The following is a 20401-nucleotide window of genomic DNA, read 5'->3' as shown; positions in this document are numbered from 1 at the left end:
CGGCGTCGGCGGCCGTCTGCCAGGAGTTCAGCCGCCTTCCGTGCCAGGGGCATCCCGCAGTGCGACCGGCTGTCCGGTGCGCAGCGACTCGTAGGCGGCCAGCACGATCCTGAGGGTACGCAGGCCGGTCTCGCCGTCGGGAGACGGCCGCCTTCCGGTGCGTATGGTGTCGAGGAACTCCTCCAGCATGGCGGCGTCCAGGTCTGTGCCGCCCGCCTCCCAGCGGTCGCGACCGGTGGCGGAGTCGAATCCGCCGAGCAGCGGGGGGAAGGCGTCGAACTCCACGATCGCCTTTTCTCCGACGCAGGTCATGGCGAGCCCGCCCCACGTCGGGTGGTCCGGCGGATGGCTCCAACTGGCGTCCACGGCGGCGACCAACCCGCTGGGGTACCGGACGGTGACAAGAGCCGCAGTCTCGACACCCGGAGCGGGGCCGCCGTCGTCGTCGAGGATGCTGTTGGCCTGGGCGTACACCTCCGCCGCCTCCTCGCCGTCCAGCAACACGTCCACGAGGTCGGCGATATGGACGGTGTGGTCGGCCAGCGCTCCGCCGCCCGCCAGTTCCGGGTCGGCGAACCAGGGGCGCGAACGGGCCGGGTTGGAACCGTTGTTGGCTCCGTGGACGCTGATCAGCCCGCCGAGCGAGCCGTCGGCCAGTGCGCGGCGCAGGGCGGTGAAGGCCGGGCTGAACCGTACGGGATAGGCGGTCATCAGCCCGACCCCGGCGCGCTCACAGGCGTCGATCATGGCTCGTGCGTCCGCCTCCGTCGTCGCGAGGGGCTTCTCGCAGAGCACATGTGCCCCGGTCGCGGCGGCCCGCTCGACCAGGTGCCGGTGCCGGGCGTTCTCGCTGGTGACCACCACGGCGTCGGGGCGGAGGGCGAACACCTCGTCCCAGGTGTCGACGTAGGCGGCACCCAGGCTTTCGGCGAGTTGACGACCCCGGGTGGGGTCGCCCGGCGGAGCGTCCGGGTCGGAGGTGATCAGTTCGATGCCGTCGCGGTCACGCAGCAGCCCGATGTAAGTCGCGGCGTGCACATGGGCGAAGGACAGTACGGCGACTCTCACTGGTCAATTCCCCCTGTGGGTACGGTGGTTGGCCGTGGGACGAGCGGGGCCGGCGGGGCGAGTTCAACGGTCCGTCCGGTACGCGCGGACTGAGCCGCGGCCTCGGCGATGCGGACGGCCGCCACGCCGTCCCTGCCGCTCACCCGGGGTTCCGGACCGCCCGCGAACGCCTCGGCGAACTCGCGGATCTGGGTGAGGTAGGGCGACTCCCCGAAGTCTCCGGCGGGTATGCCGTCCGCCGGGCCGCCGGTCGCGCGACCGGTGATCCGCAGGTCGAGGTGGGCCTGCGAGTCGTGCTGGACGGTACCGCCGGTGCCCGATACATGGAACGTGGTACGGAACGGTGTTGCCGGCGGCCCCCACACCCCTACGACCTGCGTGATGGCGCCTCCCGCGTGGGTGAGTACGGCGGTACCGGTGGCGACCGCCCCTTCCGGGGCCGGGTTGGTGAGATGCCCCTGGTGCCGGGCGTGGACCCGTACGACGTCGCCGAAGAGCCAACGGGCGATGTCCATGTCGTGGATCATCTGGTCCGTCAGAATCCCGCCGGAACGTAGCGGGTCGGCGAACCAGCCGCTCCAGGTGGGATAGCGGCCGGTACGGGTGAACCGGGCGACCGCCACCCGGCCCAGGCCTCCCCCGGCGACCAGGTCGCGAAGCCGGGCGTAGGCGGGGAAGAAGCGCACGACATGTCCCGGGTACAGCCTCACCCCGGCCGCTTCCGCCGCGTCGGCCATTTCCCCGGCCTCGGCCGCGCTGAGCGCCAGCGGCTTCTCGCACAGGACATGGGCCCCGGCCGCGACGGCGGCCAGCGTGATCTCCCGGTGGGTATCGGTCGGGGTGCACACATCCACCACGGTGGCCCCGGCGATCGCCTCACCCAAGGAGCCCACGGACGTCGCGCCGAACTCGCGGGCCAGGGCGGGGGCGCGGCCGTCGGGTGCGTACAGGCGTACCCGCGCGCCGAGGGCGACCCACGCGGGCAGATGCGTGCGGGCGATGCCGCCCGCGCCGATCAGCGCGACTTCGAGTTCTGCCATGGAATTCTCCGACCTCCTGTGGGTTCAGGCCTTGTGTGTTCAGCTGTGTTCAGCCCTTGAGGGCGCCGCTGAGTACGCCACTGATGAAGTGCCGCTGGAAGAACAGGTAGACGAGCACCACCGGGGCGATCACGATCAGGGTGGCCGCGGCGAGCAGCGGCACGTCGACGCCGAACTGCCCGGTGAAGAAACCCAGTCCGGCGGGTGCCGTACGGCGGGCCGGGTCCTGGATCAGGATGAGCGGGAGCAGGAACTGGTTCCAGCTCCAGACGAAGTACAGAACGCCCAACGTGGTCACTGCCGGGCGGGAGTTGGGCAGCAGGATCCGCCAGAGCGTCGCCCACGACGAGGCGCCGTCCAGCCGTGCGGCTTCCATCAGGCTGCGCGGCATGGTCGCGAAGTGGGCGCGCATCCAGAAGACCCCGAACGGCATGAACGCGGCGATCTCCGCAAGTGCCAGCCCCGGCACGGTGTTGGTCAGGCCGATGGCGCGCAGGTCGTAGTAGAGCGGGATGATGGTGCCCTCGGTGGGGATGGACAGGCCGAGCAGCAGATACGCGTAGAGCCTTCCCCGGCCGGGGACGTCCAGGGTCGCGAGCGCGTACCCGGCGAGGGTCGCGCACACCACCGCGGCCGGCACCACGCACAGCGCGATGACCACGCTCGACCGCAGCAGTGTGCCGAAGCCGGCCGCTGACCAGGCGCGGGAGAAGTTCTCGAAGTGCAGCCCGTCCGGCAGGGCGAAGCCGGTGAGTGGAGCGCCCGCCGGCTGGAGTGCCGCCAGCAGCAGGGAGGCGAACGGTATGAGCACGGCGGCCATGAACAGCGCGAGCACGACGGGTGCCGCCAGCCGCCCGGTGACCGCTCTGGTCGTCGAGGTCGGTGAGGTCGTCGAGGTCACGGTGCCTCCCTGGACAGCCGGTTGATGACCAGGACGGCGAGGGAGATGACCACCGTCAGCACGATCGCCAGCGCGCTGGCCACACCGACGGCGCCGCCCCCGAAGGCCAGGCGGTAGATGAGGATTCCGGGGACGACGGTGCTGTTGCCCGGGCCCCCTCCGGTCGTGATGTAGATGAGGTCGAAGCTGGACAGGGCGGCGATCACGGTGATGGACAGGGCCACCGCGAACTCCGGCCGCAGCAGCGGGACGGTGATCGCCATGAACTCGCGTACCGGGCCCGCCCCGTCCATCCGTGCCGCCTCGTAGATCTCGGGGTCGATGCGCTGGGTCCCGGACAGGAACAGCACCATGCACAGGCCCGAGACGACCCAGCTGCCGATCAGTCCGACGGCCGGCAGGGCCCAGGTGAAGCTGCCCAGCCAGGCGTCGGTGAGGCCGCCCAGGCCGATCGCCCGCAGCGCCTGGTTGAGGGTGCCGTCCTCGGCGTACACCCAGCGCCAGAGGATGCCGACCGCGACCAGCGGGATGACCTGGGGCAGGAACAGCACCGTGCGGACCAGGGTGGTGCCCCGGCGCCCGGCACGCCGGGACACGATCGCCGCCGAGACCAGCCCCAGACAGATGGGCAGGACGGAGAAGAACAGGATCAGCGCACCGGCATGCCAGGCGGCGGCGCGCAGTTGCGGGTCGGTGGCGATACGGCCGTAGTTGTCGAGGCCGACGAAGGACGGGAGGGTCACCCCGTCCCAGTCGAACAGCGAGAGATAAGCGGTGTGCAGCAGCGGCAGCACGGCGAAGAGCGTGTAGGGCAGCAGAGCCGGCAGCAGGTACAGCAACGCCACGGCCCGGCGTCGGCGGCGGCCGGACCGCGCCGCGTCCGGCCGCCTGTGCAGGGTGCTGTCCGACGCGCGCTCCACCCGGCTCTGGGCTCCGGGGGCAGGGGCGGGGCCGGTCAGTCGGCCGGCAGTCGTCATTTGTGGTAGTTCTCGAAGTCCGTCTGGAGACCGGCCAGGAACTTCTCGGCGGTGGTCTTGCCTCCGGCGAGCAACTGCAGCTGGGTGGTGAGGGTGTCACCCATCGTCGGGCTGGAGGAGTTCTGGATGAACGGCTGCAGGCCGGCGTCCTTGACGACCGTCTGCCAGCCCTTCTGGACATCGCCCAGCAGCCCGCTCTGGCTCGGCATGGCGCCCGCGTCGGGAGCCATGAAGCCCGCCTTGGCGGTGATGGCTGCGGCCTCCGCGCCCGCGGTGAAATCGAGGAACGCGGCGGCCGCGGCAGCGTTCTTCGACTTGCTGGACACGCAGTAGTACACGCCGGCGCCGGTGGTGCGTACCTTCCCGCCGGAGGTGACGGGCGGCATGTTGAAGTAGCCGGCCCCCTCCCCCAGCCCCTCGGCCACCGCCGCCGCGGCCCAGTTGCCGCTGATCCGGAAGACACCCTCGCCCTTGGCGAACGCGGCGGTGGCGTCGTTGTCGCTGACACCGTTGACCTTGGGGGTGACGTACCCCTCGTCCACCCACCGCTTGAGCGTCTCGGCCGCCTTCTCGGCCTCCGGCAGCACGATGGTGGCGCTCTGGTGGCCATAGGCCCACGCCTCGCGGTCCTTCGGGGTCAGATGGGCCGAGAGCAGCACGTTGAAGGCGTGGTTGAGGCCGCCGTCGAGGTTGCCGGCGACCAGTGCGGTCTCACCGGCCGCCTTGGCCTTGGCGAACAGGGCCTCCAACTCGTCCAGGGTGGCCGGGGGGACGGTCAGGCCCAGCTTCTGCGCCTTGGACTTGTTGTAGTAGACGCCTTCGAACGACAGGCCCGCGCCCACTCCGTACAGGTCGCCGGTGCCGACGGTCTTGCCGTCCGGGGTGAGGGTGATCTGGTCCAGGCCGGGGAACTTCTCCGCCCAGCCGTACGCCTTGCCGTACTCGCCGGCCTTGAGCAGCAGCCGTCCGGGGACGAGGTTCTGCATGCCGGAGGTGAACTGGGCGATGTCGGGGGCACTGTCGGCCGACATCGTGGTGTTGATGCTCTTGAGGTAGTCGTCCCAGCCGGTGTAGTTGCGCTTGACGGTGATGTTCGGGTGCTTCTTGCGGAAGGCCGCGATGAGGCCCGGGGTCATGGTGGTGTCGTCGGCGTCGGCGACCACCAGCGTGATCTTCTCGTCGGCCGGTATCGCCGTGGAGACGGGGCCGGTACTGCTCTTGTCGGACGACGATGCGCCGGGGGTCAGATCGCTGCACGCGGTGAGCGCCGCGGCGCCTACCACGCCGGTGGCCGTGAGGAACGTACGTCTGGACAGGGACGACTGGGACGACGGGCTGGGGCTCATGGGGTCTCCTGGGCGTGACGGGACAGGGGAGCCGGCGGCGGGCTTGCCGGCGGGGAGACGTGGTGCATGAGGCCGCGATGGTGTGCGGCGCGGCGGAGGGGGCGCGAGGAGGGTGGGAAGACGCCGTGGGCGGGCCGGGATCGCGGTGGGTCCCGCGAGCGACGGGGTTTCGACAGCTCTATGAGCTCGGTTGGTGAGCTCGACTAGTTCGATAACGCAATTGCGTTTTATAATCGGAGCGAGCCTGGCATGCGTCAAGGACTCATGGCTGGATTGTTATCGTCAGGGCGGTCCGCACCGGTCCCCGCCGGGCCGCTCCACAGGAGGTTGATCATTGGCCACGTCCAGGGACCGCTCTCCGTCCACGGCCCCCGCCGCGCAGGCGCTGTGGCCGCTCGGCGGGCTGCCGGAGCCGAACTCCCCCGGGCGCGAACTGCCCGCGGTGGTGGGCGTCGCGGACCTGCGTGCCACCAACGCAGCGGCCATCCTCGCCGCCGTCCGCTCGACCGACCCGCACCCCCGTCTCTCGACCCTGGCCGAGGCAACCAAGCTCTCCCGTCCCACCGTTGAGGCGATCGTCGAGGAACTCACGGACCGGGGCCTCATCGAGGTCGCCCCGGCCGTCTCCGCCCGTGGCCAGCGCTCGCCCGGCCGGCCGGCCCGCCGGTTCCGCTTCTGCCCGCATGCGGGCTTTGTCATCGGCGTGGATGTACGGGCCCGCTCGGTGAGCGCTTGTCTGGCCGACCTCGACGGCAATCCGGTGGCCGTCGAACGCAAGGCGGTGCGCGCCGATTTGGGCGGCCGGGCCCGGGCCCGCGCCGTGACCGCGGTAGTGCGGCGCGCGATCGACCGCTCCGGGGCCGACGCCCGGCGGGTGTGGGCCGCGACGGTGGGCACCCCCGGCCTGGTGGACCGGAGCAACACCCGTGTCCGGCAGGCCGACAACCTCAAGGGCTGGGCCGAGGCGGACATCGTCACCACCCTCCGCGACGCCCTCGGCTGCCCGGTCGCCGTGGAGAACGACGCCAACCTCGCCGCGCTCGGCGAGCAGTGGCGCGGGGTCGGTGGCGCGGCCGACGAGATGGTCTTCGTCCTGCTCGGTGAGCGCCTCGGTGCGGGTGTCATCACCGGAGGGCGCCTGCTGCGCGGACACCGCGGCGCGGCCGGTGAGATCGGCTTCATCCGCTTCCCCGGCAGCACCTCCTCGCAGCCCGGCCTCGAACCCCTGGTACCGGACGCCGTTGCCCCGGATCCTGCGGACCCTGCGCGTCGCACCGGTACCGACATCGTCCATGGCGCCGCCTCAGGGGATCCCGAAGCAGTCGCGGCCGTCACGTCGTACGGGCGGAGGCTGGCCGCCGGGATCGCCCCCGTGCTGCTGGCCCTCGACCCGGCGCTGGTTGTGCTCGGCACCAGCCTCTTCCCTGTCCCCGGCCTGCTTCCGGCGGCGGAACTCCTCCTGAGCGCCGCCGAGGAGGAGTCCGGCAGCCTCCTCGTCGACCTGCCGCAGTGGCGGCTGTCCGCCCTGGGCGACGAGGCCGTGATCACCGGCGCGGTCCGCTTCGCCCTCTCCTCCGTCGAAGAGGTGCTGCGCACCCGGCCGACCAGCCTTCCGGCCCAGGGAACTCAGCCGGCCTCCGGGCCTGAGGACGGGGACAGAAGCCCCCTGGTGACCTGAGTCGGATGGCCCAACGCCCAACGGGTCACTGGTTGCTTCTTGGGTGCGGGTGCGGGTGCGGGTGCGGGTGCGCTGTGGCTTGTCGCTCCCCCATCGCGACGGAGTCGCATATCGACACCGCCCGCGCTCCTTCCGTGGCTGTCCGTTCAGCGCCCTACGACGGTCACGCAACGGCGCCCGGAGGCTCGGGGCAACCGACACGTCATCAGGTCATCTGTCCCGGACTCTTGACTCGGTTAACCACAGTCGCGATTCTCATGACATCCGCTTGTACGAGTCATGACAGCCAGGCACTGATCTAGTCATGCCTACGCCCGTGTGTCTGGCTCATCGGCGGCGCCATCCGCCGACCGGAGATGTGAGTGATGACCAATGACTCGACAGCCACACCGCAGGCGTACCCCCATCACGCTTCTCTCGCTGCTCTTCATCGTGATGACCATGACGCTCGGCCCCACGTCCAGTTCCGCGGCCGAGACGGACTGGTGGAACCCGGTGGCGCGGCCCGCGCCGGACTCCCAGATCAATGTCACGGGCGAGCCCTTCAAGGGAACCGACTCCCAGGGGGAGGTACGGGGCCTCGTCGACGCGCACAATCACCTGTTCTCCAACGAGGCCTTCGGCGGCCGGCTCATCTGCGGCAAGCCCTTCTCCGAGAAAGGGGTCGCCGACGCCCTCAAGGACTGCCCCGAGCACTATCCCGACGGCTCGCTCGCGATCTTCGACTACATCACCCACGGCGGTGACGGCAAGCACGACCCGGTCGGCTGGCCGACGTTCAAGGACTGGCCGGCGTACGACTCGATGACCCATCAGGCGAACTACTACGCCTGGATCGAGCGCGCCTGGCGCGGCGGTCAGCGGGTCCTCGTCAACGACCTCGTCACCAACGGCATGATCTGCTCGGTCTACCCCTTCAAGGACCGCAGTTGCGACGAGATGACCTCGATCCGGCTCCAGGCGAAGCTGACGTACGACATGCAGGACCACATCGACAAGATGTACGGCGGCACCGGCAAGGGCTGGTTCCGGATCGTCACCGACAGCGCGCAGGCCCGCGAGGTCATCGAGCAGGGCAAGCTCGCCGTCATCCTGGGCGTCGAGACCTCCGAGCCGTTCGGCTGCAAGCAGGTCCTCGACATCGCGCAGTGCGACAAGGAGGACATCGACAAGGGCCTCGACGAGCTGTACGACCTGGGCGTGCGCAGCATGTTCCTGTGCCACAAGTTCGACAACGCGCTGTGCGGGGTCCGCTTCGACGAGCACGGGCTCGGTACGGCCATCAACGTCGGCCAGTTCCTGTCGACGGGCACCTTCTGGCAGACGGAGAAGTGCAAGGGCCCGCAGAAGGACAACCCGATCGGCGAGGCGCCGTCCGAGACCGAGGAGGACCTGCCGGCGGGCACCGAGGTCCCGGAGTACGACGAGGACGCGCAGTGCAACGTCCGCGGTCTCACCGGTCTCGGCGAGTACGCCGTGCGCGGCATGATGGACCGCAAGATGATGCTCGAGATCGACCACATGAGCGTCAAGGCCACCGGCCGGGTGCTCGACATCTTCGAGGCCGAGCAGTACCCGGGTGTCCTGTCCTCGCACAGCTGGATGGACCTCAACTGGACCGAGCGGGTCTACTCCCTCGGCGGCTTCGTCGCCCAGTACATGCACGGCTCCGAGGAGTTCAGCGAGGAGGCGAAGCGTACGGACGCGCTGCGTGAGAAGTACGGCGTGGGCTACGGCTACGGCACCGACTTCAACGGCATCGGAGACCACCCCGCCCCGCGCGGCGCCAACACCTCGAACCCGGTCACGTACCCCTTCAAGAGCGTCGACGGCGGCTCCGTCATCGCCAGACAGACCACCGGCGAACGCACTTGGGACTACAACACCGACGGTGGCGCCCACGCCGGCATGATCCCGGACTGGATCGAGGACATCAGGCAGGTCGGCGGCCAGGACGTCGTGGACGACCTCCTGCGGGGCGCCGAGTCGTATCTCGGCACCTGGGGAGCGTCCGAGGACCACAAGGCCGGGGTCAACCTCGCCTCGGGCTCGACCGCCTCGGCCAGTTCCTCGGAGTCGAACCCGTTCACGAGTTACGCACCCTCCAGGGCCGTGGACGGCAAGCCGGGCACCCGCTGGGCGAGCGACTGGAGCGGCGACCAGTGGCTCCGGCTCGATCTCGGGTCCGCGAGCCTCGTCAAGCGCGTCACCCTCGACTGGGAGCGTGCCTACGGGAAGGCGTACCGCATCCAGCTCTCCACCGACGGCACGAACTGGCAGTCCGTATGGTCCACCACCACCGGCGACGGCGGCCTGGACACAGCCAGGTTCACCGGCGTGCCGGCCCGCTATGTGCGCGTCCAAGGGCTCGAGCGGGGCACCGAATGGGGATACTCCCTCCGCGAAGTCGGCGTCTACAGCAACTGACGGCACCGAGTCGGTGTCCAGGGCCGCGGTCGGCCGGATCAGCTCGCCTGATCCGGCCGACCGCGGGCCGCCTTCCCCGGCGGAACACGAGAGCCGAGACACAAGGGCCGAGACACGAGAGCAAAGGGAATCCACATGGCACGGATGCCGTCGGCCGAGCGGCGCCGACAGCTCACCGAGGCCGCGATCCGTGCGATGACCCGAGACGGCGTCCCCCGGACGACGACCCGGTCCATCGCCGCCGAAGCGGGCGTGTCCCTGAGCGTCTTCCACTACTGCTTCGACTCCAAGCAGGCCCTGATCGAGTCCGTCATCGAGACGATCACCGGTCATTACGTCACGGTGGTGAAGGAAGCGATCCGGCCGAAGGCCACCCTGCGGGAGACCATCGGGGCCGGCTTCCAGGCCTACTGGGACCATGTGTCCGCCAATCCGGGCGAGCACATGCTCACGTATGAACTGACTCAGTACGCCCTGCGCCAACCCGGGTTCGAGCACCTGGCACGACGGCAGTACGAGCTGTACTCCGCCACCTACGCCGAACTCATCGAACAGCTCCGGCACAGCATGAACTTCGAACTCCGCGTACCCGTCCCCGTGTTGGCCCGCTATCTGGCCGCCATGACCGACGGCCTGACTCTGAACTTCCTCGTCCTCGGCGATGACGCGGCCTGGGCGGACATTCTCGACACGATCACCGACCACGTCGCCGGCCTCGTCCGGGACGAGGCACCCGCGGCGACCTGAACACCGGGCTCCGCCCCTGGCTGGCAGGGCCTCGGAGCCGATCGGGGGCGGGCGGGTGCCCCACGGTCATGACGTGCCGCCTCTCTCAGCCCTTCACCGCGCCGGACGTGAGCCCTTGGACGATGTGACGGCTGGCGAAGGCGAACAGCAGCATCGTGGGCAGGATGGTGAGGACCGCCGCCGCGGACATGGAGCCCCAGTCGATGTTGAAGCTGGAGATGAATCCGTTCAGGGCCGTGGGGACGGTCTTTGTGGTGTCGCTGTTCATCAGCGTCACGGACAGGAAGAGTTCGTTCCAGCAGTTGACGAAGTTGAAGATGAACGCGGCCACGATCCCGGGACGCATCACCGGCAGCAGCACCCGGAACAGCGCCCCGAACCGGGACAGGCCGTCGATCATGGCGGCCTCCTCCAGCGCGTCGGGGATGTTCTCGAAGAAGCCGCGGAGCATCACCGTGCAGAACGGGATGCAGACGGCGATGTAGACGAGGATCAGCCCGAGCCGGTTGTCGACCAGCTTGAGGTCGGTCATCAGCAGGTACAGCGGCCCCAGCGCGATGAAGGTCGGGATCATCTGGGTGACCAGGGCGGCCATCAGCAGCGCGGACTTGGTACGGAACTCGAAGCGCGCCAGTACGTACGCCGACAGCATCGAGATCGCCGTGGCGACCGCGCCCGCGACGGTCGCCACGATGAGGCTGTTGGTGAGGTAGACGCCGAAGTCGGCCTTGCCGAACAGCCCGCTGTAGTTCTCGAGCGAGAAGCGCTCGGGCCAGTAGGCGATCGGGAAGGTGAAGATGTCGCCGGGTGCCTTCAGCGACGTGATGGTGATCCAGTAGAGCGGGAAGACGGTGAAGACCAGCCACAGCCCCAGGAAGGTGAACTTGGTGGCCCGGCCGGCCGTGGACTCCTTGCCGATCACGGCTTCACCTCTCGCTTCTCGCGCGTGGCCAGAAGGAAGAAGACCGCGAACACCAGCAGCGTGGCGACCACGATGAGGCCGAGCGCGGAGGCCCTGCCGTAGTCGCCCTGCTGGGTGATCTTGATCATCCAGGTGGTCACGATGTGCGTCTCGTTGTTGGGTCCGCCGCCGGTCATTCCGAAGATCAGGTCGGGGAAGTTGAAGATCCAGATGACCCGCAGCAGCACGGTCAGCGCGAGGGTGACCCTGATGTACGGGATCGTGATCTGGAACAGCGTGCGCACCTTGCCGGCTCCGTCGAGCGCCGCCGCCTCGTACAGCTCCTCGGGGACGGACTGCAGGGCGGCCAGGATCATGATCGTGAAGAAGGTGACCCCGTACCAGACGTTGGCGACCACGACGGCGAACATCGCGGTCTTCGGGTCGGCCAGCCAGGCGACCGGCTCGTCGATCAGCCCGGCCTTCTGGAGCAGGTCGTTGACGACGCCGAACTCGCTGTTGAACAGCCAGCGGAACAGGATGCCGATGAGGAATCCGGAGATCGCCCAGGGGAAGAAGACCAGCGCCTGGTAGAGGCCGCGGAAGCGGAACTTCCGGCGCAGCCACAGGGCGAGGGCGAAGCCGATCACCAACTGGGGCACGACCGAACCGAACACCCACACGGCGGTGTTGGTGAGGACGGTGCCCCAGGCGGGGTCGGCGAAGACGTCACGGAAGTTCTTCAGGCCCACCCAGGATGTGTCGCTCAGGTCCGTCAGATTCCAGTTACGGAAGGCCATCTGGCTGCCGGCGATCATCGGGTAGTACGTGAAGACCGCCACGAAGATCGCGGCCGGGGCCATGAAGGCGGCGATGAGCAGCCCGCGCCGAGAGGTGAACTCCGGCTTGCGGCGGCCCCGTTCGGTGCCTCGGGCGGGCGGGTCTCCCCCCTTCCGGTTACGGGAGGAGCCCGCCGACGCCGTTTTCATGGTCTCCGTCGTACTTGTACTCGTACTCGAACTCGTCGTTTCGGACGCGGCCGGCATTTTGCCTAGTCCTCCTACTGCCACTTCTCGGTCCAGTACGCGTCCCAGCCGGCCAGCAGCGCCTTGGGCGTCAGCTTGCCGAGCACCATCTTCTGCACGTCGGCGTCGGCCTTCTGCTGCCACTCGGTCCACCAGGCGACGCCGCGCGGCTGACTGACGTTGAGGTACTTCTCCGGCTGCTCCGTCATGGTGACGTAACTGGACCAGGGGCCGGTCTTGTAGAACGGGTCCTCGGTGGCCGACTTGAGGATCGGCACCAGGCTGTTCTTCTTGGTGAAGGTCGTCGACGCCTCGCCCTCGGAGAGGAACTCGACCAGCTTGACGGCCTCGGCCTTGTTCTTGCTGCCGTCCGCGACGCCCCATCCGGCGGTGGCCAGCGGCTGGACGGTCTTGCCGCTGGGGCCTGCCACCAGCGGGGCGGTGTCCCACTGGTCCTTCGCGATCGCCTTGGACTCCGAGACCGTGGCGATCACTTCGGGATCCTGGAGCAGGAAGGCCGTGGAGCCGTTGGAGAAGCCCTCGACCATCTCCGGATAGCCCCAGGAGACGGACGACTTCGGGGACGCCTGCTTGAAGAGCTTGAGGTAGGTCTCCATGGCGTCGAGGGCCTCGGGCACGGAGAAGATCGTGCTGCCGTCCTTCAGCTTGAAGCCGTTGGCGGGGTCGATCTCGTCGGCGACGTACGCCTCGATGACGGCGGTGGCGTTGCCGTTGGCGTTGGCCCCGCCGCGGAAGGCGTACCCGTAGCGGCGCTTCGCCGGGTCGTGGATGGCGGAGGCCTGCTTCAGCAGCTCATCCCAGGTGGCCGGCGGCGCGCTGAAGCCGGCCTCCTTGATCAGGTCGGTGCGGTAGAAGACGCTCAGGCCGTAGAAGCCGTACGGGACGAAGTAGGTCTCGCCGTCGGCGTCCTGGGAGGCCTTGACGGCGTTCTCCGTCATGGCCTCCCAGCCCTTCCAGCCGGTGAGGTCCTTCTTCATGTCGTAGAGCCAGCCGTTGTTCGACCACGGGCCCACGGTGGTGTCCCGCACCTCGAGGGTGTCCACGCCACTGCCGGACTGGAGCATCTGCTGGATCTTCTGGTCGGCCTGCTCGGTGGGCGGCGAGACCAGATTGACCTTGATCTTGGGGTTCTGCTCTTCGAAGTCCGCTATGAGGTCCTTCAGCAGATCCGTGCGGGCGGGGTTCGTCAGGCTCTCGACCATGTTGAGGGTGACCGTTCCGCCACCACCACCGCCGCTCATGGCGGAGCAGCCGGTCAGTACCATCGTGGCGGCTGTGCCGAGGGCGAGAGCTGCCGTCCTTCTTCTCATCGTGCCGACCTCTTCCTGGGATACGGCCGCGCTGGCAGCGGCATCGGGGACGGGGGTTGGAGGGGTCGCGCCGCCTACGACGCGCCGGGCTGTTCGCGGGCCGCGCGGGCCCACTCGCAAAGGACGGGGACGCAGTCCTCGGCGAAGTACTCGTAGTCTGCGGCGGTGTTGTAGACGTGCGCGGACAGCCGCAGATAACCGGTGCCGCCGAAGCTGGTGAAGGCCGTCTCCACGCCCAGTTCCCGGGCGGCCCGGTCGCGCAGCGCGTCGGCCTCGACGCGGCTGGCGCCCAGTCCCGCCGGCACTCGCACCAGACGCATTCCGGGCACGGGCATGCCCACGTCGACGGCGCTGGGTTCGCCGGTGAGCTCGGCGAAGGCGGCGCCGACGACGCGCTCGGCGTAGCCGACCAGGTCGTCCATGTACTGGCGGGCGGTCCCCCAGCCCCAGGTGCGCTCGATGAGGTCCAGCGCCGTCGGCGCCGCCAGATAGCTGGTGAGGTCCACCGTTCCCTGCTGGTCGAAGCGGTCGGGATACGGATCGGCGGCGCCCCACGAGTCGATCAGGGGGTAGAGCTGCTCGCGCCGCGGGCCGCGGGCGACCAGCGCGGCGGTGCCGCGCGGTGCGCAGCCCCACTTGTGCAGGTTTCCGGCCCAGAAGTCGCACGTCATACCGTCCAGGGGGGCGGCGATCAGACCGGGGGCGTGGGCGCCGTCGACGAGCAGCGGGATGTCGCGCCGCCGGGCCTCCGCGCCGATCCGCTCCACTGGCATCCGGCGTGCGGTCGCCGAGGTGATGTGGTCGAGGACGATGAGATCTGTGGCCTCGCCGATCTCGGCTGCCACGGCCTCGTACGCCAGCTCCTCATCCGCGTCCAGCGGCACCCGGGCGGTGCGGACCCGGCCGCCCCAGCGGCGTGCCAACCGTTCGGCGCCCATGGTCACAGCCCCGTAGCCGTGATCGGTGACGACGATCTCGCCACCGCGGCGGCGGGAGAGGCCGGCGAACACGACGCTGGCACCGGCACTCGCGTTCGGCACCAGGGCGAGGTCGTCCGGGGCGACCCGCAGGAAGGCGGCGAGTTCGACCCGGGTGGCGGCGATCCGCTGCGGCAGCGCCGGGAACCACACCACCGGGGAGCGGTCCATTTCCGCACGCAGCTGGTTCTGCCGCTCCTGCGCCACCGAGGGGACCGCCCCGAACGAGCCGTGGTTCAGGTGCTTCATCGCGGGGTCCAGCGACCACGCCCGGGCGGCGGGCCGGCCGTCGGCCAGCAGGAGGGGGCGCGGGGCGGTGGTGACCTCGGTCTCGCTCACATCACTCCATATCTGCCCGGCCTGAGTGGCCCGAGACATCAGACAGTGCCTAGCCTTTTTCCATAGACGTATGATGACTCGGCATCCTGGCATGGCACTTTCGCGCCTGCAAGGCTCCTGCAGGGGAAAGTCATCAGATGAATCCTGGCCGATACATACAAGACATCTGATGACTCGGTACAGTGCACAAGGGCTTCGGTGATGCCGCCGGTCCGTCAGGGAGGAGTCGAATGTCCGCAGTCGACAAGGCGTTTCACGGCCTACGACACATGATCGCGACGGGACGTCTGGGGGCGGGCGAGCGCATCCCGCCCGAGGCCGAGCTCGGTGAGGAACTCGGCGTCTCGCGGGGATCGTTGCGTGAGGCCGTACGGATGCTCGCGGCCCTGGGAGTGGTCGAACCGCGACACGGCTCCGGCACCTACGTCTCCCAGCTCAGGCCGGAGGACATCATCGGCAGCCTCTCGCTGACCCTCGAACTCCTGCCGCTGCCCGGCCTGTTGGAGGTGTACGAGATCCGGCGGGTCCTGGAGGCCCATGTCGCGGCCAAGGCCGCCGCGCGCCGAACCCCCGAGACCGTGCGGACGCTCTTCTCACTCATCGAGGCCATGGAGGCCACCGACGACCCCGCCGAGGCCTCGGAGCTCGACCACCGCTTCCACGCGGAGATCGCCCGGGCCGCCGAAAACCCCACCCTCGCCTCCCTGCTCGCGGTCTTCCGCGCCCGCTCCCGCAAGTACCAGGTCTTCACCCTCCCTGAGGGCCCCGAGCTGCGGCGCAAGAGCGACGCGGACCACCGCGTATTGGCCACCGCGATCGCCGACCGCGACCCTGGCTCCGCCGCGGGCGCTGCCGAGGCCCACGTCACCCAGACGGAACGGTGGCTGCGTGCCTTCATGCCTCCGGTGGAGGAGGGCGCCCAAGGCCGGGAGAAGAGCGGCGAGGCTGACGGCGCCCTGAGCTGATGGCACTCGGCCGTCGGCAGGCGGTACCCCGCGGCGCCCGCCACGGGGCGGGCCGGCCGGAGGGAATCGACGCGACAAAGCGCGTTCGCGGTGAACCGGATCGACTGCCGGGCATCCTTGCGCGACTTGAGCTTCGGTTCGCCCAGCCTGGGGCCCTTGCGCTGCCCTTTGAGCGAGGCGAAGAAGTTGCGGTAGGCGGCCTCGGCATCGCGCAGGGACTGCTGCAGCGCCACCGCGGAGACCTCTCCCAGCCAGGCACCTGTTTCAGAACCGGTGATCTGTGACGTCCCGTGACTGGTGGACCGGTCGGTGGGGCCGGGCGTCGCGGGGCCGGAACTCGGGGCCGTCGTCACCGAACTGCCGGTGTCGGGTCATCGAGCGGTGAGGACGTGCGCCCACGGCTCATCGATGTCGGCCAGACCCAGCACGGCGACCACGTTGTCGAGCATTCCGGCGCCGAACCAGCGCCGCACGGCGTCGTCGTCGCCCAGCAGCTGCCGAACGGTGTCAACCTGCTTGGCGTAGCACCGCCGCACGGCCTGTCCCACTAGCGGCTCGCCGGCGGCACAGTTCGCGTGCATGAGGAAGCGCAGGATGCTCCGGTCCGCGACGAGCGCGGCGTAGGCGCCGCGCGCCGCATCCAACGCCGCCTCGGGCGCCGGCCCGGCCCCACCCGACGCCGGCGAGTGAGCGACCAGCGTGTCGGTCATGACGACGGACACGTGGTCGACCACCGCCGCGAACAACGCTTCCTTGTTCGGGTACAGGCGATAGAGATACGGCTGAGAGATGCCGACCCACTCGGCTATCTCGTGCGTCGTCGTACCGTAGAAACCCTTTTGCGCGAAGCAATCGACCGCGGCGGCCATGATGGCCCGACGTCGTTCGTCGCTCTTCGTGCTAGTACCGGCGGCAGGCATGGGCGTCAGTTCAACACGGCTTCCTGTCAGGCTCCAAAAGTGACGCTGCGGTCGGCCTCGGCCGGCACCTCGGAGGGTGTGAGGGCCTCGATCGCGACCAGCGGGTTCCAGTAGTCCAGGTAGTGGGTGATGCGTGCGTCGTCATCGGTGCGGACGACGGAGATGCATGCCTGCTCGTACGGCTTGCCGGTCGGCAGTGCCGTGCCCGTCGAGCGGAATTCGGCGACCACGAGACTCGGATCGACCGTGTCGTGGAATACCAGGTCGACGAACTTGACGTCAAAGGTCTCGGGGAAGCCGCTCATGTGGGCGAGCAGGGCGTCTCGTCCCGTGACCTGCTTCGGCACGCCGTCCGGGGCGTACGGGAACTCGAGCACCGCGTCCGGGGTGAAAAGCTTCACCCACTCCTCGGTGTGTCCTGCAGCGGTGAGGCGCAGGTGCTCGGCCACGGCGTACCGGGCAGCGGCGCGGCGGCTGGCGTCGTCCTTCTTGGCTGTCATATCCCCTCCTACGTTAGTGGTCGACCTATAACCTACCACGCAGTAGCCGTTGCGGGCAGTCGAGCAGGAGGTAACGCCAGGGGATCCCGGTCCGGTTCACGTAGAGGATGGCGTCCAGAAAACGCCCCTCGGCGGCGGGCGGCGGCCCGGTGCTATCGGCACCCGTCACGCAGTGTCACAGATCACCGGTTCTGACACAGCTGGCGATACGGCGGCACTACGTGCCGCGCTCAGCGAACGATCGGCCTGCTCAGCGGTGGTTCTTCCGCTTTGTTTCCCCGCCGTCCTTGCCGTATGTCACCCAACTGTAGTTCTTCGACTGCTCGGCGACGGTGTGGTCACGGGTGGGAACCAGGGCTCCGTCCACGATCAGCACGGTGTCCTTGCGGAACCGCTTGCGCGGCTGGAGCGCGAGTGCCGGCACTAGGTGGTCGATGATGCGGTTGGCCGCCGACTTCGAGATGCCGAACAGCGGGGCGAGCTGTCGCAGGGTCAGGTTCACGCGCCCATACGCGGCGACCAGCAGAATCCGGTCCTCCAGCGGCAGGCTCCACGGTCGGCCCTTGCGGACCGGATCCGCGCCCGCGCGTCGTAACTCGATGATGAGCTTGCTGAACTGACGCGGGCTCAGCCCGGTGAAACGGGGCTGTCCATGACGGCTCGCACGCCGTGATTACACCAGCCACAGCGAGATCGTCTCAAAGATCGACGGCATGGCACGATGGCCGCCATGGCAGGTCAGGTCTGGGTGTCACTCATATCGTTGGGCGGCGTCGTCCTCGGCGGCTTGTTGTCCTACCTTGTCCAGCACAGGACTCAGCTCTCGGCGGAACGTGCGGAACAGCAACGGCAGCAGAGCGCCTTGTCGGAGGCCCGGCGCGCGGAACGGCTCGCGCTGCTGGAGCGGTTCATTGAGGTGGGGGCCGAGGCCGAACGCTCCGCCTTCAGTCGGCCTTCCGAGTGGGAGGACACCGACGCCTGGTTCCTCACGACCCATGACGTCATGAACAGGCTGTGGGTCGCGGAGCGGCTCATCCGTATCCAGTTCCCCCTGCCCGTGCACGACGCGGCACGCGCTTACTTCCTTGACCTCAACCGGACGGTGTGGGAAGGCTTGCCTGACGGCGAGAGCGTGCGGGACTACCTGGAGGGCAACCGGCTGGCCTTTCTGGACGCGGCCCGCGCGGTCATGGGGTAGCGCACCGCCGACCCCGGAGATCTTTTACGGGACAGCCTTTTTAGCCAGTTTCGGGCGCTTCTCCGACGACCCACCATTCGTCGACATCTGCTTCGTCCAGCATTCGGTCCAGGTCATCCACGCGACGGCCTACTTGGCTTTCCAGTGATGTTTCGGGGAGACTTGCGCGCTGATGGCGAGAGGCATGCCAGTATTCACGGAACCAATGGTTCTGCAGCATGGTCCGCACCCTGCCGTAGAATTCGTCCCACGGCATTACTCCGATACTGTAGGCGAAAAAAGCGTTCCTGTATTGCACGTCGGCTACGATAATCCTGCGACGCTCTTCGGACGAAAAAGATCCGTCGTAGGTATCGATCGCATCTGCCACATCATCGTTTTCTACAGCCTTGAGCAACAGGTCGATGTCGTGATCATGAACCAGTTGACCATAACGGTCAACGTCCTGGTCTTTTTGTTGCCGTCGGTCTTTCTCTCGCGTGTGCTCCAATGTGCGGTGCGTGAACCAAACGCCGGTCCCTGCGATGGCAGCTGCTGCCAGAGCGACGAGCGAGGTGCGGAAGCCGGTGATGACAGTGCCGGCGGACGATGACAGGTTGCCGTTCTTGTCGCGCAGGTAGGGATCGTCGAGGATCCAAGGTCCCCAGAGGACCGCAGCGACGATCAGCACCACCAGAGCTGCGCCGCCTACCCAGATGGCCAGTCGACGCGGCCTCTTTCCCTTCACGTCTTCAAGCATGTTGCCCTCGGCTTCAGTGACCTTCGCAAACAGTGAGCCTGACGTTCTGCTCCCGCTGATATGGGTGCGCTGTTCCTAGGTTTGGGGCCCTTGTACGCAACATGTCCAGTCAGGGTCCGATGATGCCGCCAACTCCGTTATTCAGAGGTGGAGTTGAGGTTTCCGCCTATGCCCAACTCGGGAGGCTCGACACGTCACAGCTCGAGCCGATCTCCGCCGACGCGAAGGGCGAACTCGGCCACAGCCCGCACGGGTTCAACCTGGACGAGGTGCTGTCACAGGCGGACGGCTCCCTGTGGGAAGCGATGACCACCGCGGCCGGCGCCCGCCTCCAGGAGCTGCTGTTCGCCACCACGACGGAAACCAACGAGGCCGGTTCGTTCGGCGCGGACCTGATCGACGAGGCCGAGCGTGTCCAGGAGGACCCGATACGAGCGCATGACCGCGCCGATGACCGAGCTCAGGCGCATGCTCAAGGCCCGCGAGCTGAAGACGTACGGCAACCCGGTCGCCCGCTGGATGGCCGACAACCTCGAAGCCAAGCACCCCACCGACGACCCCGACCGCGTACGCCCGGTCAAGCCCGGCCGGAAGACGTCCGGCAAACGGATCGACGGCATGCCCGCCCAGGGCTCCGCGATCGACGGGTCGCTGGCCGTCGACGACGGCGCTGTCGCCGACATCTTCTGCCCCAGAGCAAGGAGTGCTTACCGCTGGCGTGATCACCACTGAAAGCCGTTGAGAGCGTCCCGGGAGGCCGTCTCACGCCTTCCGGCTGACCGCGGCCCTTCTGAGAGCCAAGACCGCAAACACCAGGGACAGCACGCCCGAGGCGAAGAACAGAGGCTCGACCCACCAGGCGTTCCCGCCAGTGATCGTGCCGTTTTCGGCCATGCACGCCACCTCCGGCGGGAACAGACTTCTGCGCACATCGCCGCAGAAGTTGGGTAAGTCGTCGTTGATCACATACGCCTTGCCCCAGCTCATAAACCAGTTGATGAGGAAGACGGAAATCGAGGCGACGAAGGCGCCCCACAGCTGGTTCTGACGATCCGGCACCGAATGTGAGTTCGACATGTGTCCTGTCATGAACAGGGAGCGTACGCGAGTGCCCCGTCGCTCCGGCCCCGGCGCGGATGCGGACCCCCTAAGGCTTGTCCCGTAAATGATCTACGACGTGTTGGTTGACCTGCCTGTTCTTCGTCAACCGGCGAGGGTGAGGTTGTGGAGGCGGGCGATGCCGAGCATGGCGTGGTGGACGCCGTCGCCTTTGAGGCGGCAGTCGCGGAGGATCTTCCAGGTCTTCATGCGGGCGAAGGTGT

Annotated in this window: 20 protein-coding genes and 4 pseudogenes; 6 read left to right on the top strand and 18 right to left on the bottom strand. The window is 68.4% G+C overall.

Annotated elements, in window-relative coordinates; genetic code table 11:
• Positions 1–27 precede the first annotated feature (27 nt).
• Genes G6048_RS30670 through G6048_RS30650 form a run of 5 tightly spaced genes read right to left on the bottom strand, consistent with a single transcriptional unit; the run spans position 28 to position 5332 of the window.
• Positions 28–1068, bottom strand: coding sequence for a Gfo/Idh/MocA family protein (locus G6048_RS30670; protein ID WP_165342860.1), 1041 nt, complete (start codon positions 1066–1068; stop codon positions 28–30).
• On the bottom strand, positions 1065–2108 hold the full coding sequence (locus tag G6048_RS30665; RefSeq protein ID WP_165342859.1) for a Gfo/Idh/MocA family protein: 1044 nt from the start codon (positions 2106–2108) through the stop codon (positions 1065–1067). The genes G6048_RS30670 and G6048_RS30665 overlap by 4 nt, the downstream gene beginning before the upstream one ends.
• Positions 2109–2157: 49 nt before the next feature.
• Entirely contained in the window at positions 2158–3009 is an 852-nt protein-coding gene (locus G6048_RS30660; protein WP_328827425.1) for a carbohydrate ABC transporter permease, read from the bottom strand.
• Positions 3006–3986 (bottom strand): carbohydrate ABC transporter permease, encoded by a 981-nt coding sequence (locus G6048_RS30655; protein WP_165342858.1) that lies wholly within the window; start codon positions 3984–3986, stop codon positions 3006–3008. The genes G6048_RS30660 and G6048_RS30655 overlap by 4 nt, the downstream gene beginning before the upstream one ends.
• Complete coding sequence (locus tag G6048_RS30650; protein WP_165342868.1) at positions 3983–5332, bottom strand: ABC transporter substrate-binding protein; 1350 nt, start codon at positions 5330–5332, stop codon at positions 3983–3985. The genes G6048_RS30655 and G6048_RS30650 overlap by 4 nt, the downstream gene beginning before the upstream one ends.
• A gap of 334 nt (positions 5333–5666) precedes the next feature.
• On the opposite strand from G6048_RS30650, the gene G6048_RS30645 reads away from it, so the two are divergent.
• From G6048_RS30645 to G6048_RS30635, 3 genes are all read left to right on the top strand, one after another.
• Positions 5667–7010 (top strand): ROK family transcriptional regulator, encoded by a 1344-nt coding sequence (locus tag G6048_RS30645; protein ID WP_165342857.1) that lies wholly within the window; start codon positions 5667–5669, stop codon positions 7008–7010.
• A 372-nt stretch (positions 7011–7382) separates the two neighbouring features.
• Positions 7383–9437, top strand: coding sequence for a discoidin domain-containing protein (locus G6048_RS30640; RefSeq protein WP_165342856.1), 2055 nt, complete (start codon positions 7383–7385; stop codon positions 9435–9437).
• A gap of 135 nt (positions 9438–9572) precedes the next feature.
• Complete coding sequence (locus G6048_RS30635; protein ID WP_165342855.1) at positions 9573–10184, top strand: TetR/AcrR family transcriptional regulator; 612 nt, start codon at positions 9573–9575, stop codon at positions 10182–10184.
• 85 nt (positions 10185–10269) lie between these two features.
• Here the strand turns inward: G6048_RS30635 and G6048_RS30630 are convergent, their stop codons facing one another.
• The 4 genes from G6048_RS30630 to G6048_RS30615 form a co-directional block, all read right to left on the bottom strand.
• Positions 10270–11106, bottom strand: a complete 837-nt coding sequence (locus G6048_RS30630; protein ID WP_165342854.1) for a carbohydrate ABC transporter permease — start codon at positions 11104–11106, stop codon at positions 10270–10272.
• The gene (locus G6048_RS30625) at positions 11103–12074 is read right to left on the bottom strand and encodes a carbohydrate ABC transporter permease (protein WP_165342853.1); all 972 of its coding nucleotides are present in this window, start codon (positions 12072–12074) and stop codon (positions 11103–11105) included. The genes G6048_RS30630 and G6048_RS30625 overlap by 4 nt, the downstream gene beginning before the upstream one ends.
• A gap of 71 nt (positions 12075–12145) precedes the next feature.
• The gene (locus tag G6048_RS30620) at positions 12146–13441 is read right to left on the bottom strand and encodes an ABC transporter substrate-binding protein (protein WP_165342852.1); all 1296 of its coding nucleotides are present in this window, start codon (positions 13439–13441) and stop codon (positions 12146–12148) included.
• Between the two features lie 74 nt (positions 13442–13515).
• Positions 13516–14757, bottom strand: a complete 1242-nt coding sequence (locus G6048_RS30615) for an aminotransferase class V-fold PLP-dependent enzyme (protein ID WP_165342851.1) — start codon at positions 14755–14757, stop codon at positions 13516–13518.
• 230 nt (positions 14758–14987) lie between these two features.
• Here G6048_RS30615 and G6048_RS30610 point away from each other — a divergent pair, with 230 nt between their 5' ends.
• Complete coding sequence (locus G6048_RS30610) at positions 14988–15722, top strand: FadR/GntR family transcriptional regulator (protein WP_051744487.1); 735 nt, start codon at positions 14988–14990, stop codon at positions 15720–15722.
• 65 nt (positions 15723–15787) lie between these two features.
• Here the strand turns inward: G6048_RS30610 and G6048_RS50085 are convergent.
• From G6048_RS50085 to G6048_RS30590, 5 genes and pseudogenes are all read right to left on the bottom strand, one after another.
• Positions 15788–15979 (bottom strand): annotated as a pseudogene (locus tag G6048_RS50085) (RNA-guided endonuclease TnpB family protein); the annotation flags it as partial.
• A 114-nt stretch (positions 15980–16093) separates the two neighbouring features.
• Positions 16094–16591 carry a TetR/AcrR family transcriptional regulator gene (locus G6048_RS30600; RefSeq protein ID WP_235990523.1) on the bottom strand — a complete coding sequence of 166 codons (498 nt, stop codon included), beginning with the start codon at positions 16589–16591 and terminating at the stop codon, positions 16094–16096.
• Between the two features lie 77 nt (positions 16592–16668).
• On the bottom strand, positions 16669–17142 hold the full coding sequence (locus G6048_RS30595; protein WP_165342849.1) for a nuclear transport factor 2 family protein: 474 nt from the start codon (positions 17140–17142) through the stop codon (positions 16669–16671).
• Positions 17143–17194: 52 nt separating this feature from the next.
• Positions 17195–17293, bottom strand: a pseudogene (locus G6048_RS52005) (IS5 family transposase); the annotation flags it as partial.
• Between the two features lie 144 nt (positions 17294–17437).
• A pseudogene (locus tag G6048_RS30590) lies at positions 17438–17828 on the bottom strand (helix-turn-helix domain-containing protein); the annotation flags it as partial.
• Between the two features lie 35 nt (positions 17829–17863).
• Here G6048_RS30590 and G6048_RS30585 point away from each other — a divergent pair.
• Positions 17864–18340: a hypothetical protein gene (locus G6048_RS30585; protein ID WP_165342848.1), complete on the top strand. Its 477-nt coding sequence runs from the start codon at positions 17864–17866 to the stop codon at positions 18338–18340.
• A 40-nt stretch (positions 18341–18380) separates the two neighbouring features.
• Here the strand turns inward: G6048_RS30585 and G6048_RS30580 are convergent, their stop codons facing one another.
• Complete coding sequence (locus G6048_RS30580; protein ID WP_165342847.1) at positions 18381–19079, bottom strand: DUF6082 family protein; 699 nt, start codon at positions 19077–19079, stop codon at positions 18381–18383.
• A 275-nt stretch (positions 19080–19354) separates the two neighbouring features.
• Positions 19355–19519, bottom strand: coding sequence for a hypothetical protein (locus tag G6048_RS30575; protein ID WP_165342846.1), 165 nt, complete (start codon positions 19517–19519; stop codon positions 19355–19357).
• A 10-nt stretch (positions 19520–19529) separates the two neighbouring features.
• Between G6048_RS30575 and G6048_RS30570 the strand changes: the two genes are divergently transcribed.
• Positions 19530–19811 carry a hypothetical protein gene (locus G6048_RS30570; RefSeq protein WP_165342845.1) on the top strand — a complete coding sequence of 94 codons (282 nt, stop codon included), beginning with the start codon at positions 19530–19532 and terminating at the stop codon, positions 19809–19811.
• A 30-nt stretch (positions 19812–19841) separates the two neighbouring features.
• Here G6048_RS30570 and G6048_RS30565 read toward each other — a convergent pair whose 3' ends face one another.
• Both G6048_RS30565 and G6048_RS30560 read right to left on the bottom strand, forming a co-directional pair.
• On the bottom strand, positions 19842–20168 hold the full coding sequence (locus tag G6048_RS30565; RefSeq protein WP_165342844.1) for a hypothetical protein: 327 nt from the start codon (positions 20166–20168) through the stop codon (positions 19842–19844).
• 114 nt (positions 20169–20282) lie between these two features.
• Positions 20283–20401: pseudogene (locus G6048_RS30560) on the bottom strand (IS5/IS1182 family transposase); the annotation flags it as partial.

It is taken from the genome of Streptomyces ureilyticus, from assembly GCF_011045025.1.
Lineage (GTDB): Bacteria > Actinomycetota > Actinomycetes > Streptomycetales > Streptomycetaceae > Streptomyces > Streptomyces ureilyticus.
The sequence above is the reverse complement of the archived record's forward strand: the minus strand, read 5'-3'. Positions and strand labels throughout refer to the sequence as shown.

Excerpts from the sequence above, each read along its gene's own strand:
- G6048_RS30620 (WP_165342852.1), bottom strand. The coding sequence starts at position 13,441 with ATGAGAAGAAGGACGGCAGCTCTCGCCCTCGGCACAGCCGCCACGATG.
- G6048_RS30610 (WP_051744487.1), top strand. The coding sequence starts at position 14,988 with ATGTCCGCAGTCGACAAGGCGTTTCACGGCCTACGACACATGATCGCG.
- G6048_RS30665 (WP_165342859.1), bottom strand. The coding sequence starts at position 2,108 with ATGGCAGAACTCGAAGTCGCGCTGATCGGCGCGGGCGGCATCGCCCGC.
- G6048_RS30650 (WP_165342868.1), bottom strand. The coding sequence starts at position 5,332 with ATGAGCCCCAGCCCGTCGTCCCAGTCGTCCCTGTCCAGACGTACGTTC.
- G6048_RS30600 (WP_235990523.1), bottom strand. The coding sequence starts at position 16,591 with ATGGCCGCCGCGGTCGATTGCTTCGCGCAAAAGGGTTTCTACGGTACG.
- G6048_RS30565 (WP_165342844.1), bottom strand. The coding sequence starts at position 20,168 with ATGACAGGACACATGTCGAACTCACATTCGGTGCCGGATCGTCAGAAC.
- G6048_RS30595 (WP_165342849.1), bottom strand. The coding sequence starts at position 17,142 with ATGACAGCCAAGAAGGACGACGCCAGCCGCCGCGCCGCTGCCCGGTAC.
- G6048_RS30640 (WP_165342856.1), top strand. The coding sequence starts at position 7,383 with ATGACTCGACAGCCACACCGCAGGCGTACCCCCATCACGCTTCTCTCG.
- G6048_RS30585 (WP_165342848.1), top strand. The coding sequence starts at position 17,864 with ATGGCCGCCATGGCAGGTCAGGTCTGGGTGTCACTCATATCGTTGGGC.
- G6048_RS30570 (WP_165342845.1), top strand. The coding sequence starts at position 19,530 with ATGACCGAGCTCAGGCGCATGCTCAAGGCCCGCGAGCTGAAGACGTAC.
- G6048_RS30580 (WP_165342847.1), bottom strand. The coding sequence starts at position 19,079 with ATGCTTGAAGACGTGAAGGGAAAGAGGCCGCGTCGACTGGCCATCTGG.
- G6048_RS30635 (WP_165342855.1), top strand. The coding sequence starts at position 9,573 with ATGGCACGGATGCCGTCGGCCGAGCGGCGCCGACAGCTCACCGAGGCC.
- G6048_RS30575 (WP_165342846.1), bottom strand. The coding sequence starts at position 19,519 with ATGCGCTCGTATCGGGTCCTCCTGGACACGCTCGGCCTCGTCGATCAG.
- G6048_RS30655 (WP_165342858.1), bottom strand. The coding sequence starts at position 3,986 with ATGACGACTGCCGGCCGACTGACCGGCCCCGCCCCTGCCCCCGGAGCC.
- G6048_RS30625 (WP_165342853.1), bottom strand. The coding sequence starts at position 12,074 with ATGAAAACGGCGTCGGCGGGCTCCTCCCGTAACCGGAAGGGGGGAGAC.